A 16,588-nucleotide genomic window follows, 5' to 3' on the forward strand; every position below is an offset into this window, starting at 1 on the left:
TCGCCCACGCCGACACGGTGCAGACGCTGGTGTTCGACGAGGTCGACGCCGGGGTCGGCGGCCGCGCCGCGATCGAGATCGGCAGGCGGCTCTCGCGGCTGGCCCGCAGCCACCAGGTGCTCGTGGTGACCCATCTTTCTCAGGTCGCGGCGTTCGCCGACCAGCATCTGGTGGTGGACAAGGGCACCGCCGACGGCATTATCCGCAGCGGGGTCCGGGTGCTCAAACCGGCCGAGCGGGTGGTCGAGCTCGCGCGGATGTTCGCCGGAATGGAAAGCACCGACACGGGCCGCGCGCACGCGGAAGAACTGCTCGCTTTGGCCGACGCCGACAAGAAGGCCGCGGACGAGGCGAAGCCGGCACGAGGTGCTCGAGGGGGCAAGAAGAAGGTCGCCGAGACCCCTCGTAAGCGGGCCAAATAACGCTCCGGAGTCGGCGACACCGGTTCGGGTGTGGCGTAAGTGGCAGGTTTTCCTTCGGCGTGGCATACGCATCGGCGTCGCCAAATTTGTCACTATCGGTCGCATGAAGCTCACCGGCTTGCTCACGCGAAACCACGAGGCCCTGCCCGGGATCATCGGCGTCGCCAGGGTCGACCGGCGTACTCGTGAGCTGCTGCGACGGCTGAGCCCCGGCGACATCGTGGTGCTCGACCAGCTCGACCTCGACCGCGCCACCGCCGACGCGCTGGTCGCGGCGGAGGTGTCGGGCGTGGTCAACGCCTCGCCTTCGATCTCCGGCCGGTTCCCCAACCTGGGCCCGGAAATCCTGCTGGGCGCTGGGATCCCGCTGGTCGACTCGGTCGGCGGTGAGCTGCTGCGGTCCATCAAGGACGGTACGAAACTGCGCCTGCTCGACGGTGTCGTCTACGTCGGCGAGCGCCAGGTCGCGTCCGGGATCGAGCAGACGAAGGAAAGCGTCGCCGATCAGATGATCGAGGCCAAGGCGGGGATGTCCACCCAGCTCGAGGCCTTCTCGGCGAACACGATCGAGTTCCTGCGCCGTGAGCGCACCCTGATCCTCGACGGTGTCGGCGTGCCCGACATCCGCGTGTCCTTGAAGGACCGGCACGTGCTCGTCGTCGCCGGTGGGAACGGCCACGCCGAAGACCTCAAGAAGCTCAAGAAGTACATCGCCGAGCACCGCCCCGTGCTGATGGGCGTCGACGCCGGTGCCGACACCCTGCGCGTGCAGGGCTACAAACCCGACGTCATCGTCGGCGACCCGCATGGCATCGGCGCGGAGACGCTGCGCAGCGGTGGCGAGGTCGTCGTGCCCGCCCAGCCGGACGGCCACGCGCCCGGTGTCGAACGGATCCAGGACCTCGGCATCGGCGCGGTGACGTTCCCCGCTTCGGGCAATTCCGAGGACCTGGCGCTGCTGCTCGCCGACGCGCACGACGCGAGTCTGGTGGTCACCGTCGGTTTCCAGGCCACGCTGCGGGAATTCCTCGACCACGGCCGGTCCGGGTCCAACCCGTCGACCTTCCTCACCCGGCTCAAGCTGGGCACGAAACTGGTGGACGGCAAGGCCGTCGCCACCCTGCACCGCAGCCGCGTGTCGATCGGGGCCGTCGCGCTGCTCGTACTGGCGGCGATCGTCGTGGTCGTCGCCGCGCTGCTCGTCTCCGACGTGGGGTCGGTCTACCTCGACTGGATCCACTCCACCTGGAACTCGTTCACCGCCTGGGTCAAGGGGCTTTTCACGTGATTTCTCTGCGCTACCACATCATTTCCATCACCGCCTGCTTCCTGGCACTCGCCATCGGGGTCGTCCTCGGCTCGACCGCGCTGAACGGGACGCTGCTGTCGGGGTTGTCGGACCAGAAGAAGGACCTCGGCACCCAGGTGTCCGACCTCGAAGCGCAACGCAATGGGCTCAACGCCCGGCTCGCCGACGCCGACTCGTTCTCCGGCGCGATGGGGCAGAAGATCGTCGCGGGCCAGCTGGACAAGCGGTCGGTGATCTTGGTGACCACAGAGGACGCGAAGCCGTCCGACCGTGACGCGCTCAAGCAGCTGATCGGGCAGGCCGGTGCGACGGTCACCGGTGAGCTGCAGCTGACCGAGGCGTTCTCCGACCCGGCCAAGGCCGACCAGCTCCGGGACGTGGTGACCCGGCTGCAGCCCGCCGGTTCGACGTTCCCGACCGCGGGCGATCCCGGCACGCTGGCCGGGGCTCTGCTCGGCTCGACGCTGCTGCTGAACAAGGACACGGCCAAGCCGCAGTCCACTCCGGTCGAGCTGGCGGCCGCGCTGGGCGGGCTCACCGACGGCGGGTTCGTCAAGCCCAGCCAGAACGTCAAGCCGGGTCAGCTGGCCGTGGTGCTGATGGGCACGCAGTCCACCGGCGACGGCGCGGGCGACCGTGCGTCCACTTTGGCCAGGATGGCCACGCAGCTCGACCGCTCGGGCGCGGGCACCGTGCTCGCCGGTGACCCGGGCTCCGCCGAGGGCACCGGTGCGATCGGCGTCGTGCGCGCCGACACCGCCGCCACCTCGATCCTGTCCACTGTGGACAACGTGGACTCCTCGGCCGGCCGGATCAGCACCATCCTGGCGCTGAAGGAACAGCTCGATGGCGCCTCCGGCCGCTACGGCATCGCGGGCAGCGCGCAGGCGCCCGCTCCCGGGGTTTCCGCGCCCACCGGCAACTGACCCCGCAGCGCGGGATCCTGCCTGGGACCTACACCGACGACGCGCAGATGACCCTGGCCATCGCCGAGGTCCTGCTCTCGGGCGAGCCGTGGACACTGCGGCGCTTGGCCGCCCGGATCGTGCAGGTGTACCACCGGGATCCGCACGACGGTTACGCTCCCCGGTTCCAGCAACTGCTCGGCGACGCCCGGGATGGGGACGAGTTGCTGGAGCGGCTCATCCCGGACAATGACAAGAGCGGCGCCGCCATGCGGGCCGCGCCGGTCGGCCTGCTGCCGTCCGTGGCCGACGTCCTGCACCACACCGGGGTGCAGGCGCGGATCACGCACAACACCCTGGCCTGGGTCGAAGCGGCTCAGGCCGTCGCACTGGCGGTCGCGGCGGTGTCGCGTTCGGCCGAATACGGCCAGGACCTGCCCGACTCGCTCGTGTGTATGGCTTGAGAACGGCCTTTACGGACGGTGTTACCTCAGCGAGCTCGACAAGCGACTCCTGGACTCGGTCTGACGTGACCCGCCCGTGAGCTCGGTCATGACTGAGCTCGCCGGACTTGACTGAAAAATCAGTCAGGATTAGTCTCAGTGGACCACAAGATCGGAAAGCGGGACGTGATGCGACGACGACGGTTCCTGCAATCGAGCCTGGTGACGATGACCGGCCTGCTGATGGCCGCTTGCGACGACTCGGCCTCGTCGCCGGTCGGCGGCACGTCCGCGACCACACCTCCGGACACGAGCCCGAACACCAGTCCGGGCGCGATGCCGGACGAGGGGCAGCCGCACAAGCGGACCTGGATGGCGTTCGGGGCCAGCGAGAAAATCTGGGGTCCGGACCACCTGCCTCGGGTGCGGCAGAACCTGGCCACCATCGCCACCACCATCGCGCGCTTCGAGCCGGTGTCGATGCTGGTGCGGCCCGGCGAGATCGACACGGCTCGGGCGTTGGTCGGCCCGAATGTCGAACTCGTCGCCGCGGACATAGACGATCTGTGGATGCGTGACACCGGCCCGGTGTTCGTCAAGGGCAACGGCAGCCTGGCCGGGGTGGGCTTCAACTTCAACGGCTGGGGCGGCAAACAGGAGCACCGCCGCGACGCCGAGGTCGCCCAGTTCGTCACCGGCCGCGCCGGCGTCCGGGCCGTCCGTACCGAGCTGGTCCTCGAAGGCGGTGGCCTGGAGGTCGACGGCGAGGGCACCGCGATCATCACCGAGTCCTGCGTGCTCAACGACAACCGCAACCGAGGGTGGAAGAAGGCCGACGTCGAGGCTGAACTCCGCCGCTTGCTGGGCATCGAGAAGGTGATCTGGCTGCCCGGTATCGCCGGGCACGACATCACCGACGGCCACACCGACTTCTACGCTCGCTTCGCCGGCCCCGGCGTGGTCGTCGCGGGCCGGGACGACGACCCGGCCTCCTTCGACCACGACGTCACGCGCCGCCATCTCGACCTCCTGCACGCCGCCACCGACGCACACGGCCGCTCGCTGCGGGTCGAAACCCTGGTCGGCCCGGCGGAGCTGCGGGCCAAGGGCGCCGGGGCCGACTTCGCGGCAGGCTACATCAACTTCTACGTCTGCAACGGCGCGGTCATCGCCCCCGAGTTCGGTGATCCCAACACCGATTCGGCCACCAAGGCCACCCTGTCGCGCCTGTTCCCCGGCCGGGAGGTCGTGCAGCTCGAAATCGACGCCATCGCCGCGGGCGGCGGCGGAATCCACTGCACTACCCAGCAGGAGCCGGCCGCCTAGGGCGCCATGCCCGACTCGAGTGAGGTGCCATGCCGGAGCGTCGAACCCAGATCCTGCAAGCCGCGGTCCGCGTCATCGCCCAGGACGGCGTCCGCGGGCTGCGCGTCGAGAAGCTCGCCGCCGAAGCGAGTGTGTCCACCGCGCTCATCTACTACCACTTCAAAGACCGCGCCGGGATCCTGCACGCCGCGCTCGAACACATCAACCACCGCGCCGAGAACTACACCGATGCGGCTTTCGCCGCAGGCAGCGACCCGCTGGCCCAACTCGAACAGCTGCTGCTGCTCGAACTCCAGGACACCGACGAAGTCCGCGAAAACAGCATCGCCTGGGGCGAACTCCGCGCCAGTGCGGTGTTCAACCAGGACCTTCGCGAAGCGCTGCGCGCCACCACCGGTGCGTGGAACGCCGACGTCGAAGCGCTCCTCCGCCAAGCCCAGGCCGTCGGCACCGTGACCGCCGACCTCGACCCCGCCCTCACTGCCGAACACCTCACCGCCCTCGTCGAAGGACTCAGTGAACGCTGGCACAGTGGCTCGATCACCGTCGACCGCGCCCGCCGAGTCCTCACTCGAGCCCTGACCGCCGAGCTGGTCAGCGGTCGTGATGCCGGGGTGGAAAGCGCGTGACGGCAACCCGCGTCGCTGGCTAAAGTCCGCGGATGGGGTTCCGAGGTTTGGTGCGTGACGTGCGGTGGAAAGACCTGCGCTACGACCATCGCGTTACGGCGTCGCGACGTCTGACGGCGTTGCGCCGTTGTGTGCGCGCCTACCACCCCCTGGGTTTCGACGCCACGGTGAGCTTCCTGGAGAAGCAGGCAGGGCGGCTCTCCAGCGAGGACGGGTTGCTGCGGGCGGTCGAGCTGATGGAAACCAGCCACGCGCTCTGGACGGCGGATGTGCGGCGCTACCGCGAAGCGCGGAAGCAAGCGAAGCGTCTTTCCCAGCGCTTTCCGGACGAGATCGACCCGGCCCCGGCTCGCTACTGGTACGGCGCCCGGCGGGAGGGTGCGTTGTACGCGGCGGGGTTCTGGCGCCAGCACCGTTTCGACGACCTGATCCAGCCGGACGACCGGATCGCGACGGACCTGGCGGGCTGCGTGGAAGCCTGCGTCGCGACGGGTGGGCGGCTCACCTCCGAGGAGCAGCAGGTGCTGGGCGCTTGCCTCGGCGAGCTCGAAACCCGTCAAACCGAAGGAGTCTCCCTTCGCGACCGGCACTTGCTGAGGGTCGCTTGGTTCGTCCAGGACGCCGACCGCGGCCGGCCCGATGATGGGCGAGTGCTCGCATGACTTTCGGCGTCTCCGCCGCCAGGACGCGGGATCCGTCGCTGCCCTATGCGCATCGGGTGGTGGCCCTCCGGTATTGCGTGGGCGCTCGACCTGGTCGTGGCCAGCCGCGAACGGTGGCAGGAGGACGCGCGGCAGTACGCGGCGAGGCGGTCGGCGGCGAAGCGGCGCGGGCAGCGCCTCCCGCCTGCCGGTGAGCCCAATCCCGCGTGGCCGCGCTACGGGTACGGCGCGCCGGTGGAGGCAGCGGTGTACGCGGTGAAGCACTGGCGGCGGACCAGGGCGCGGCGTGGTCTGGTGCTGCCGCTCGGCGACCGGGCGGTGGCCGAGCTGGACGGCTGCCTCACGGTGTTCCTCGAAACAGACGGTCGGCTCGACGCCGAGCAGGGGCTGCTGGTCACCACGTGTGCCGACGAGCTGGAGTCCCGGCTGACCTACGAGGCCATTCGCGAGGACGGGACGGCCTACAGTCGCAACCAAAGCCTGCTCGGCATCGCGCGCCTCATCGAGGCGGCCGCGAGAATCCGGTAGGCCACGTACGGCGTTTCGCCAGCGGGCGGGCGTAGGAGCCCGCGCGGCTGGTGGACAGGCCGAGCGCGACCAGGGACTCCGCGAGGCGAACGGCTGCTGCGACGCCGTCGATCACCGGGATGTCCAGCATCGCGGCGATCTTCCGGTCGAGCCCGGTCATCCCGGCGCAGCCGAGCACGAGGACCTCGGCGCCGGCGTCCCTGGCGCGGCGGCCCGCGGTCAGCAGCGCGGACTCGGTGCGGCGCTCGTCGGTCAGTTCGAGCACGCCCAGCCCGGCGCCGACCACGGCCGCGCAGTTCTGCGCCACCCCGGCGGAGTGCAGGCTGTCCTCGATCAGCCCGCAGGTCCGGTCCAAAGTGGTCACCACGCCGTAGCGGCGGCCCAGCAGGCACGCCAGGTGCGCGGCCGCCTCCGTGATGTCGACGACCGGGACGTCGAGCAGTTCGCGCGCGCCCTCCCGGCCGTGTTCGCCGAACCCGGCCATCACCAGCGCGTCGAACGGTTCGTCCAGCCCGTTCAGCAGGTCCAGGACCGCGGCGGCGCTGAGGAAACTGTCCAGCCAGCCTTCCGCGGACTCGGGTCCCCAACTCGGCGTGCGCGCGAGGATTTCGGTGCCGGGGCTCGCGGCGGCCCGTGCGCCCGCTTCGATCTCCTTGGTCATCGCCGCGGTGGTGTTGCAGTTGGTGACGAGGATCCGCATCAGGCCGCCCGCTGCTTCCTGGAAAGGGCCCTCCTGGAAAGGGCGAGGTACAGCAGCGCGGCCGATCCGGTGCCGAGGAACCAGGAGTACGGCGCCGCCGGGGCGAACGCCGGGACCAGCGCGATGACGGCGGCGAGCGCGGCGGTCGGGATGAACGCGCCGAACGCGACCGGGTTGACGCCGCGGTGGTAGTGGTACGGGGATTCGGGCCCGGCGACGAACAGCTTGTCGACGTCGACCTCGCCGCGCCGGATGAGGTAGTAGTCCACGATCATGATGCCGAACAGCGGGCCGAGGAACGCGCCGAGACCGCCGAGGAAGTAGTTGACCACCGTGGGCGAGGAGTACAGCTTCCACGGCAGGACGCACAACGCGGCGACGGCGCTGATCATCCCGCCGATGGTGAAGGTGATCCGCTTCGGCCAGATGTTCGCGAGGTCGTAGGCGGGGGAGACGAAGTTGGCGACGATGTTGACGCCCATCGTGGCGATCGCGAACGTGAGTGCGCCGATGATCAGCACCGGGGTGTTGTGCACGCGGGCGAGCAGTTCGGCCGGGTCCGTGATCGCCTCGCCGAAGACCTGCAGGCTGCCCGCGGTGACGATCACCGACAGCAGCGCGAAGGCCGTCGAGTTGATCGGCAGGCCCCAGAAGTTGCCGCGCCGCACGGTCTTCTGGTCGGGGGCCAGGCGGGAGAAGTCGCAGAAGTTGAGCATCAGCGTGCCGTAGGTGGACAGGATCAGGCCGGTGGCGCCGAACCACTGCCGGAACTGCTCCCCTGTGGACAGTGACTTCGGGTTGCCGGTCAGTGAGATGCTCCAGTGCCCGGCCGCCAGAATCCAGACGGCGAGCGCGATCATCACCACCCAGATCGCCGGTCCGCACCAGTCCTGGAACTTGCGGATCGACTCCATGCCGCGGGTCAGGATCAGTGCCTGTGCCAGCCACAGTGCGATGAAGCACATCCAGCCGAGCGCGTGCAGGCCGAGGAAACCGTGCTGGGTCAAGGGTTTCAGGCCGGGGTCGATGGTCAGCACGAGCAGTGTGATGGCGACCGAGGCCAGGTAGGTCTGGATGCCATACCAGAAGATCGCGATGATCGCCCTGATCAGCGCGGGCAGGTTGGCGCCGAACGTGCCGAAGCTCATCCGCGCGACCACCGGGAACGGCACGCCGGTGCGCTGCCCGATCCGGCCCATCAGGTTCATCCCGAAGTAGATCAGCACGAAGCCGAACAGCAGGGCGGTGAACACCTGCCAGGCCGAGAGCCCGAGTACGAACAGGCCGGCGGCGAAGGTGTAGTTGCCGAGGTTGTGCACGTCGGACATCCACAGCGCGAAGATGTCGTAAACCTTCCAGCGCCGGTCGGTGGCCGGGGCGAGGTCTTCGTTCCAGAGCCGGGGATCAGGCTTCCCGGTGGCTGGCGTACCGGTTTCGGCGAGCGGGGTGGCGGTCATGGATGCCTCCGGTCCACGGGCGGCGACGGCGATTTGGTATCCCAAAAATTGGTATCCCAAATATCGCCCCGAGGTCCGCCCGCGTCAAGGGCCGCGACGATAAACTCGTGTTACGGCCGGTTACGGCCGTGTGTGGCGGAGGGGGTTCGGTGGCCAGTGCGGAGGCTCGGCAGCCGTTGGCGGCGACCCGGCAGCGGGTCCGCGACGAGTTGCGGGAACGGATACTGACCGGGCGCCTGAAGCCGGGGGACAGGCTGGTCGAGCGCGAGCTCGCCGAGGGCCTCGGGGTGTCAAGGGTGCCGGTGCGCGAGGCCATCCGCAGTCTGGAGGCCGAGGGCTTCCTGATGGTCACCTCGCCGCGCCGGGTGATCGTCCGGCAGCTCGCGCACGCGGACGTCGAAGAGCTGTTCGACGTCCGTGAGGCGCTGGAGGGGCTGGCCGCGGGGCTGGCCGCCGAACGCGCGACCAAGCCGGACCTGCGCCGTCTGGAGCGGCTGCTGGCCGACGCCGCGCGCGCGACCGAAGGCGGTGACCCGGCGCGCATCACGACGCTCAACACGCGGTTCCACGACGAGATCGTCGCGATCGCGGGCAACTCGCTGCTGATGACCGTGCTCGGCCCGCTCGAAGGCAGGCTCCGCTGGCTGACCAGCCAGAACGAGCATTTCGGTGAGCTGCTCGACGAGCACCGGCGGCTCTTCGAGGCCATCACCTCCGGCGAGTCCGAGCGCGCGCGGGCCTTCGCCGTCGAGCACGTCCGGGTGAACCGCGAGGTGACGCTGCGGGCCCTTTTCCCGGACGGCAAGACTGAGCCCGCCGCCGGGTAGCCGAACGCGCGATGAACGGACCGTTTATGGCAGCCGGGTCAGGTGTTCAGCATCGAGGTCCACGCGTCGGTGAAGCCGGGGAAGGTCTTGCCGACCGTGCCCGGGTTTTCCACCTCGACGCCCTCGACGCGCAGGCCGAGCACCGCGGCGGCCATCACCAGGCGGTGGTCCTCGTAGGTGTGGAACACGCCGCCGTGCAGCGGGGCCGGGGTGATCCGCAGGCCGTCGGGCGTCTCCTCGACCTGGCCGCCCAGCCCGGAGAGCTCGGTGGCGAGTGCGGTCAGGCGGTCGGTCTCGTGGCCGCGCAGGTGGGCGACGCCGGTGATGACCGAGGGGGCTTCGGCGAAGCAGAGCAGCGCGGCGATCACCGGGGTGAGCTCGCCGACCTCGTGCAGGTCCAGTTCGATGCCGGGGATACTGTCGCCGCCGGTCACGGTCAGGCCCGTCTCGTCGAGCGTGACCTTAGCGCCCAGTGCGGGCAGCAGGCTGCGCAGCCAGTCGCCGGGCTGGGTGGTGGTGCGGGGCCAGCCCGCGATGCGCACGGTGCCACCGGTCGCCGCCGCGGCGATCACGAACGGCGCCGCCGTGGACAGGTCCGGCTCGACGATGTACTCCGGGCAGGACAGCCGGGCGGGCGCGACATGGAACCGGGTGCCCTCGCGCTCGATCGTGGCCCCGTAGCGGCGGAGCATGTCCAGGGTCATCGCGATGTGCGGTTCGCTCGGTGGCGCGTCGCCCACCAGCCGCACCGTCACGCCCTTTTCCGTCGCCGGGGCGACGAGCAGCAGCGCGGAGAGGAACTGGCTCGACGCCGAGGAGTCGAGGTCCACCTGGCCGCCGCGCAGGCCGCCCTCGCCGTGCACGGTGAACGGGGGCGCGCCGCGGCCGTCGTCGTCGATCCGGGCGCCGAGGTCGCGCAGCGCGCCCAGCAGCGGGCCGATGGGACGTCGGCGGATGGCCTCGTCGCCGTCGAACAGCACCGGCGACGAGCCGAGCGCGGCCAGCGCCGGGGTGAACCGGGCGACCGTGCCCGCGTTGCCGAGTTTGACGTTGACCGTGTCCTCGGCGTGCAGTCTGCCGGGGCCGAGGGGGTGGACGAGGAAACCGTCAGTGGTCGACTGCGAGTGCGCGCCGAGCGCCGTCAGCGCGCCGAGCATCAGCCGCGAGTCCCGCGAATCGAGCGGGAGGCGCACACGGGTCGGCGCGGTGGCGAGGGCGGCGAGCACGAAGGCCCGGTTGGTGATCGACTTCGAACCGGGGACGCGGATTTCCGCGTCGAGCGGCTCCGCGGCCACCGGTGCCGTCCAGTTGCCGTCAAGCGTGCTCGGATCTGTCACGGTTGGAGAGCCTAGCCGGTCCGCCGACACGGATGTTTCCACTCCATCGGACGCTTCGGGCGTGGCCACCGAGCGCCACGGCCGCCGTGCGATAGGGTGGAAGCCCGTGGGACTTCAGTCGCGGGCTACCAAGTATGTCTTTGTCACCGGAGGCGTTGCCTCCTCTCTGGGTAAGGGACTCACGGCTTCCAGCCTGGGTCAGCTCCTTACCGCACGTGGGCTCCGGGTCACGATGCAGAAACTGGATCCCTACCTGAATGTGGATCCAGGCACGATGAACCCGTTCCAGCACGGCGAGGTCTTCGTCACCGACGACGGTGCCGAGACCGACCTGGACATCGGGCACTACGAACGCTTCCTCGATCGCGATCTCGACGGCAAGGCCAACGTCACCACCGGCCAGGTCTACTCCGAGGTGATCGCCAAGGAACGCCGTGGCGAGTATCTCGGCGACACCGTGCAGGTCATCCCGCACATCACCGACGAGATCAAGTCGCGGATCATGGCGGCGGCCACGCCCGAGCCGGGCCAGGCGCCGGACGTGGTGATCACCGAGGTCGGCGGGACGGTCGGCGACATCGAGTCGCTGCCCTTCCTCGAGGCGTGCCGCCAGGTGCGCCACGACGTCGGCCGTGATCACTGCTTCTTCCTGCACGTGTCGCTCGTGCCGTACCTCGCCCCCTCTGGCGAGCTCAAGACCAAGCCGACCCAGCACTCCGTCGCGGCGCTGCGCAACATCGGCATCCAGCCGGACGCGCTGGTCTGCCGGGCCGACCGGGAGATTCCCGAGGAGCTCAAGCGCAAGATCGGCCTGATGTGCGACGTCGACAACGAGGCCGTCATCGCCTGCCCGGACGCGCCGTCGATCTACGACATCCCGAAGGTGCTGCACTCCGAGGCGCTTGACGCCTACGTCGTGCGCCGGCTCGGGCTGCCGTTCCGCGACGTCGACTGGACGGTGTGGGGCGACCTGCTCGACCGCGTGCACAATCCGGCCGAGACGGTGCGGGTCGCGCTGGTGGGCAAGTACATCGACCTGCCGGACGCCTATCTGTCGGTGACCGAGGCGTTGCGTGCCGGTGGGTTCGCCCACCGGGCCAAGGTCGAGATCGTCTGGGTCGCCTCGGACACCGCCGAGACCCCGGCAGGCGCCGCCGCCGCGCTGTCCGATGTGGACGGTGTGCTGGTGCCGGGCGGGTTCGGCGTGCGCGGGATCGAGGGCAAGGTGGGCGCCATCGCCTACGCCCGCACCCACGGCATCCCGCTGCTCGGACTCTGTCTCGGCCTGCAGTGCATGGTGATCGACGCCGCCCGCAACCTCGCGGGCATCACCGACGCCAACTCGGCGGAGTTCGACGACGCCACCCCGAACCCGGTCATCTCGACGATGGCCGACCAGCGTGACGTCGTCGCCGGTGAGCGGGACATGGGCGGCACCATGCGGCTCGGCGCGTACCCGGCGAAGCTCAAGGCGGGCTCGCAGGTGGCGAAGGCGTACGGGACCACCGAGGTCTCCGAGCGGCACCGGCACCGCTACGAGGTGAACAACACCTACCGCAAGCGCCTGTCCGACGCCGGGCTGGTCTTCTCGGGCACCTCGCCCGACGACCACCTCGTCGAGTTCGTCGAGCTGCCCGCGGACAAGCACCCGTTCTTCGTGGGCACGCAGGCGCATCCCGAGCTGAAGAGCAGGCCGACCCGGCCGCACCCGCTGTTCATCGCGTTCGTCAGGGCGGTCGTGGACCGCAAGCTGGCCGAGCGGCTCCCGGTGGAGCTGCCGGAGACGCCCGTCGTGGCGGCCCGGTGACCGAGCCGGGAAGTCACGAGTTCACCGTCGCGTCCACCAGGGACGTCCACATCGGACGGGTCGTCGCGTTGCGGATCGACGAGGTGGTGATGCCCGGCGGCGGTACTGCGCTGCGCGAGGTCATCGAGCATCTGGGCGCGGTCGCCATCCTCGCGCTGGACGAAGAGGGTCTCGTGACGCTGATCCACCAGTACCGGCACCCGCTCGGGCACCGGCTGTGGGAACTGCCCGCGGGGCTGATCGATCATCCGGCCGAGGACCCGGTGGAGGCCGCCCGGCGTGAGCTCGTCGAGGAGGCGGGGCTCGGCGCGGCGCGCTGGGAGACCCTCGTCGACGTCGCCGCGTCGCCGGGGTTCACCGACGAGGTCGTCCGGGTGTTCCTGGCCCGTGATCTGTCCGAAGTGGACAGGGAGGTGCTCGGGGACGAGGAAGCCGACCTCGTCGCGCGGAAGTTCCCGCTGGCCGAGGCCGTCCGCATGGCATTGTCGGGCGAGCTGGTGAACGGTGCGACCGTGTCCGGCGTGCTCGCCGCGCAGGCCGTGCTCTCCGGGGTCGCGGCCAGCCGGGCCGCCGACGCCCCGTGGCCGGACCGGCCGACGAGGTTCGCCGCACGTCGCGAAATCGGGTAGGAGCCGAAGGGCTCGTGAGTGGCGGCGGCCGGATCCAGCCGGAGTCGCCACACACGGGCCCTTGGGCGCGGCGAGGCCGTCCAGCGGCCAGTAGCCCTACAGTGTCGGTGTGGCAAGGGCGGGCAGCACCGGCGTGGCCAAGGTGGTCACCGCGTACCTCGATCACCTCGTGGTCGAGCGCGGCACCGCGCGCAACACGCTGGACAGCTACTCCCGCGACCTGCGCCGTTACACCGCGCACCTCGAACACTCCGGGGTGGCGGGTTTCCCCGAGATCACCCCCGCGCATGTCACCTCTTTCGGCGCCGCCCTGCGCGAAGGGGACGAGGAACACCAGCCGCTCGCGGCCTCCTCGGCGGCCCGTGCGCTGGTCGCGGTGCGCGGGCTGCACAAGTTCGCGCACGCCGACGGCATCACCGAGCACGACCCGGCCCGCGAGGTCCGCCCGCCCGCCCCGGCGAAACGGCTGCCCAAGGCGCTGCCGGTGGACGACGTCCTGAAGCTGCTCGGCACCCCGGCGCCGGAAGGCGAGCGCGCGCTGCGCGACCGCGCGCTGCTGGAACTGCTGTACTCGACCGGCGCCCGGATCTCCGAGGCCGTCGGGCTGGACGTCGACGACGTCGACGACGTCGAACGGACCGTGCTGCTCGACGGTAAGGGCGGCAAACAGCGGATCGTGCCGATCGGCAGGCCCGCGGTCGAGGCACTGCACACCTACCTGGTGCGGGCCAGACCCGGGCTCGCCGCCCACGGGCGCGGCACCTCGGCGATGTTCCTCAACGCCCGCGGGAGCAGGCTTTCCCGCCAGAGCGCGTGGCAGGTCCTCAAGGACACGGCCGAGCGCGCCGGGATCAGGGCCACGGTCTCGCCGCACACCCTGCGCCATTCGTTCGCTACGCATCTGCTCGAGGGCGGCGCGGACGTCCGGGTCGTGCAGGAGCTGCTCGGCCACGCTTCCGTCACCACCACCCAGGTCTACACCCTCGTGACCGTCACCACCCTGCGCGAGGTCTACGCCACCGCCCATCCGCGCGCACTGGGCTGACGGAGACCGAGATCGCCGTCGCGGGCCCGGCGAGCCGCTTTGGCGGCGCTCCGTTTCCCCGCATAGGCTGCCGGAGACCCTGCCGAGCAAGGAGACTTCCCGTCATGTCGACACCGAACGAGCCGGCCCGACCGGCCGCGTCCGCCGGTTCGGCCGCGGCGAGCCTCACCAACGCCGTCATCGCCACCCCCGCCGTCCACGACGGCGATGAACCCGGCGAGGCCGAGGTCCCGCGCAGCCGCAAGGCGAAAGCGCGGGCCAAGGCCAAGGAACGGGCGCAGGAGCGGGCCAGGGAACGCGAGCAGAGCGGCATCGGCCCCACCGGCCGTCCGCTGCGCGAGATCCCGGATCCGCCCAAGCTCGAGCGCCACGGCCCGGCCAAGGTCCTCGCGATGTGCAACCAGAAGGGCGGCGTCGGCAAGACGACGTCCACGATCAACCTGGGAGCCGCGCTCGCCGAATGCGACCGGCGGGTGCTGCTCGTCGACTTCGACCCGCAGGGCGCGCTCTCGGTCGGCCTCGGCATCCAGCCGCACGAACTGGACCAGACCGTCTACAACGTGATCATGGAGCGGTCGGTCAGCATCGTCGACGTGCTCCGCAAAACCCGCGTGCCGGGCGTTGACCTGCTGCCGAGCAACATCGACCTGTCCGCCGCGGAGGTCCAGTTAGTCGCTGAGGTAGGACGCGAACACACGTTGTTACGGGTCCTTCGTCCGGTCATCAACGACTACGACTATGTTCTTGTCGACTGCCAGCCCTCGCTCGGCCTGCTGACGGTGAACGCGCTGACCGCTGCGGACGGCGTGATCATCCCACTGGAGTGCGAGTTCTTCAGTCTTCGTGGGGTTGCACTGCTGATCGACACCATCGAGAAGGTGCAGGAGCGGCTCAACCCCAAACTGGACATCACGGGGATTCTCGCCACCATGTTCGATCCGAGAACCCTGCATTCGAAGGAGGTCATGGCTCGCGTGGTGGAGGCATTCGGCGACATCGTGTTCGACACGGTGATCAACCGGACCGTGCGGTTCCCGGAAACCACTGTGGCCGGGGAGCCGATCACGACCTGGGCACCCAAATCCGCCGGCGCGCTGGCTTACCGCGCGCTGGCCCGTGAGGTGATCGCTCGGTGAGCAGGCGAGCATCCCTGCCCGGAGCGTCGGAACTGTTCCGCATCACCTCCAGCCCCGCCCTCGACCTCCCGCCCGCGGTCGCGCAGCCACCCGCCGCACCCACGCGGGGCGGCAGCGGTTCGGGTAACGGGCGAAGCGGGACCGGCCAGGGCAACGGCAATGGCAGTTCCGATGGCAACTCCAATGGCGGTTCCGATGGCAATGGCAACTCCGCACAGCTGAGCCAGAGCGCCGCCGCGCGCCGGGGATCCGGGCGGACCAAGCACGACGCCAAGATCACCGTGTACGTCTCCGGCGACGAGCTGCTCGCGATGGAGCAGACCCGGTTGAACCTGCGCGCCCGGCACGACCTCATCCTCGACCGCGGCCGCCTGGTCCGCGAGGCGGTCGCCGTGCTGCTGGCCGACTTCGACGAGCGTGGCGAGGAATCCGTGCTGGTCCAGCGGCTGCGTGCGGGCGGTGTCGACGCCGAAGGCGACGAGGCCGACGACTGATGGACGAACCGGTATCGGCCGAGCCAGCAGCCGAGCCGCCGGTCGAGCTGATCCCGCGGGAACACGAAACCGTCCACGGCGGGATGGTCCCCGAAGAAGCGGCAGGCTCGTCGAAGTTCAAGGTGCGCCTGGCCAACTTCGAGGGGCCGTTCGACCTGTTGCTGCAGCTCATCTCGCAGCACCGGCTCGACGTCACCGAGGTCGCGCTGCACACGGTCACCGACGATTTCATCGCCTACACCAGGGCGCTGGGCTCGGAGTGGAGCCTCGACGAGACGACCGAGTTCCTGGTCATCGCGGCCACCCTGCTCGACCTCAAGGCGGCGCGGCTGCTGCCCTCGGCCGAGGTGGAGGACGAGGACGAGGACGACCTCGCCCTGCTCGAAGCCCGTGACCTGCTGTTCGCCCGGATCATGCAGTACCGGGCGTACAAGCAGGTGGCGGCGCTGTTCGGCGAGCTGGAGGCGGGGGCGCTGCGGCGGTACCCGCGCTCGGTGGCGCTGGAGGAGCGGTTCATGGGGCTGCTGCCGGACGTGACGCTGGGGGTCGACAAGGGGAAGTTCGCCGAGATCGCGCTCGCGGTGTTCCGGCCCAAGCCACCGCCCATCGTCTCGCTCGATCACCTGCACATGGGCAAGGTTTCGGTGCGCGAGCACGCCGCCGTGCTGCGGCTGCGGCTCGCCGAGCTCGGTGAGGCGACGTTCGCCGAGCTGATCACCGACTGCGAGCACACCGTCGAGGTCGTGGCGCGCTTCCTCGCGCTGCTGGAGCTGTACCGGGAGGCCGCGGTGCAGTTCGAGCAGTTCGAGGCGCTGGCCGAACTGCACGTCCGCTGGATCGGCGGATCGAAGGAAGTGGCTTCCGTGGCGGCCGAGCAGGACCTCGTCGCGGCGGACGAGGAGGAGTACGGGTGAGCGACAGCGAAGAGCCGG

Annotated in this window: 17 protein-coding genes and 1 pseudogene; 15 read left to right on the forward strand and 3 right to left on the reverse strand. The window is 70.0% G+C overall.

All coding sequences use genetic code 11. The annotated features are described in order from the left end of the window. The 8 genes and pseudogenes from QMK34_RS25660 to QMK34_RS25695 form a co-directional block, all read left to right on the forward strand. Positions 1-422: pseudogene (locus QMK34_RS25660) on the forward strand (DNA repair protein RecN); the annotation flags it as partial. Positions 423-525: 103 nt separating this feature from the next. After that, positions 526-1,710, forward strand: a complete 1,185-nt coding sequence (gene steA / locus QMK34_RS25665; protein ID WP_326416921.1) for a putative cytokinetic ring protein SteA — start codon at positions 526-528, stop codon at positions 1,708-1,710. Continuing rightward, positions 1,707-2,657, forward strand: coding sequence for a copper transporter (locus tag QMK34_RS25670; RefSeq protein ID WP_326416922.1), 951 nt, complete (start codon positions 1,707-1,709; stop codon positions 2,655-2,657). Before steA ends, QMK34_RS25670 begins: the two co-directional genes overlap by 4 nt. Positions 2,658-2,674: 17 nt before the next feature. Next, positions 2,675-3,100 (forward strand): ADP-ribosylglycohydrolase family protein, encoded by a 426-nt coding sequence (locus tag QMK34_RS25675; protein WP_326416978.1) that lies wholly within the window; start codon positions 2,675-2,677, stop codon positions 3,098-3,100. 138 nt (positions 3,101-3,238) lie between these two features. Then, positions 3,239-4,405 (forward strand): agmatine deiminase family protein, encoded by a 1,167-nt coding sequence (locus QMK34_RS25680; protein ID WP_326416923.1) that lies wholly within the window; start codon positions 3,239-3,241, stop codon positions 4,403-4,405. A gap of 29 nt (positions 4,406-4,434) precedes the next feature. Further along, positions 4,435-5,034, forward strand: a complete 600-nt coding sequence (locus tag QMK34_RS25685) for a TetR/AcrR family transcriptional regulator (protein WP_326416925.1) — start codon at positions 4,435-4,437, stop codon at positions 5,032-5,034. Positions 5,035-5,066: 32 nt separating this feature from the next. Continuing rightward, positions 5,067-5,696: a hypothetical protein gene (locus tag QMK34_RS25690; RefSeq protein WP_326416927.1), complete on the forward strand. Its 630-nt coding sequence runs from the start codon at positions 5,067-5,069 to the stop codon at positions 5,694-5,696. Positions 5,697-5,741: 45 nt separating this feature from the next. Beyond that, complete coding sequence (locus QMK34_RS25695; protein WP_326416928.1) at positions 5,742-6,224, forward strand: hypothetical protein; 483 nt, start codon at positions 5,742-5,744, stop codon at positions 6,222-6,224. Here QMK34_RS25695 and QMK34_RS25700 read toward each other — a convergent pair. Further along, complete coding sequence (locus QMK34_RS25700) at positions 6,196-6,924, reverse strand: aspartate/glutamate racemase family protein (RefSeq protein ID WP_326416929.1); 729 nt, start codon at positions 6,922-6,924, stop codon at positions 6,196-6,198. The two genes, QMK34_RS25695 and QMK34_RS25700, sit on opposite strands and share 29 nt — an antisense overlap. Beyond that, positions 6,924-8,381 carry an NCS1 family nucleobase:cation symporter-1 gene (locus tag QMK34_RS25705; protein ID WP_326416930.1) on the reverse strand — a complete coding sequence of 486 codons (1,458 nt, stop codon included), beginning with the start codon at positions 8,379-8,381 and terminating at the stop codon, positions 6,924-6,926. The genes QMK34_RS25700 and QMK34_RS25705 overlap by 1 nt, the downstream gene beginning before the upstream one ends. 149 nt (positions 8,382-8,530) lie before the next feature. Here QMK34_RS25705 and QMK34_RS25710 point away from each other — a divergent pair, with 149 nt between their 5' ends. Beyond that, positions 8,531-9,208: a GntR family transcriptional regulator gene (locus QMK34_RS25710; protein ID WP_326416931.1), complete on the forward strand. Its 678-nt coding sequence runs from the start codon at positions 8,531-8,533 to the stop codon at positions 9,206-9,208. Between the two features lie 38 nt (positions 9,209-9,246). On the opposite strand, the gene aroA is transcribed toward QMK34_RS25710, so the two are convergent. Then, positions 9,247-10,545 carry a 3-phosphoshikimate 1-carboxyvinyltransferase gene (gene aroA, locus QMK34_RS25715; RefSeq protein WP_326416933.1) on the reverse strand — a complete coding sequence of 433 codons (1,299 nt, stop codon included), beginning with the start codon at positions 10,543-10,545 and terminating at the stop codon, positions 9,247-9,249. 106 nt (positions 10,546-10,651) lie between these two features. On the opposite strand from aroA, the gene QMK34_RS25720 reads away from it, so the two are divergent. From QMK34_RS25720 to QMK34_RS25745, 6 genes are all read left to right on the forward strand, one after another. Then, the gene (locus tag QMK34_RS25720; RefSeq protein WP_326416934.1) at positions 10,652-12,352 is read left to right on the forward strand and encodes a CTP synthase; all 1,701 of its coding nucleotides are present in this window, start codon (positions 10,652-10,654) and stop codon (positions 12,350-12,352) included. After that, positions 12,349-12,981, forward strand: coding sequence for an NUDIX hydrolase (locus QMK34_RS25725; RefSeq protein WP_326416935.1), 633 nt, complete (start codon positions 12,349-12,351; stop codon positions 12,979-12,981). The genes QMK34_RS25720 and QMK34_RS25725 overlap by 4 nt, the downstream gene beginning before the upstream one ends. A 142-nt stretch (positions 12,982-13,123) precedes the next feature. Then, positions 13,124-14,026: a site-specific tyrosine recombinase XerD gene (xerD, locus tag QMK34_RS25730; protein ID WP_326416979.1), complete on the forward strand. Its 903-nt coding sequence runs from the start codon at positions 13,124-13,126 to the stop codon at positions 14,024-14,026. A 104-nt stretch (positions 14,027-14,130) separates the two neighbouring features. Further along, positions 14,131-15,162, forward strand: coding sequence for a ParA family protein (locus QMK34_RS25735; RefSeq protein ID WP_326416937.1), 1,032 nt, complete (start codon positions 14,131-14,133; stop codon positions 15,160-15,162). Beyond that, positions 15,159-15,656: a cobyrinic acid a,c-diamide synthase gene (locus QMK34_RS25740; protein WP_326416938.1), complete on the forward strand. Its 498-nt coding sequence runs from the start codon at positions 15,159-15,161 to the stop codon at positions 15,654-15,656. The genes QMK34_RS25735 and QMK34_RS25740 overlap by 4 nt, the downstream gene beginning before the upstream one ends. Continuing rightward, positions 15,656-16,570, forward strand: coding sequence for a segregation and condensation protein A (locus QMK34_RS25745; RefSeq protein ID WP_326416939.1), 915 nt, complete (start codon positions 15,656-15,658; stop codon positions 16,568-16,570). Before QMK34_RS25740 ends, QMK34_RS25745 begins: the two co-directional genes overlap by 1 nt. The last annotated feature ends 18 nt before the right edge of the window (positions 16,571-16,588 follow it).

Source organism: Amycolatopsis sp. H20-H5, from assembly GCF_035828755.1.
GTDB lineage: Bacteria > Actinomycetota > Actinomycetes > Mycobacteriales > Pseudonocardiaceae > Amycolatopsis.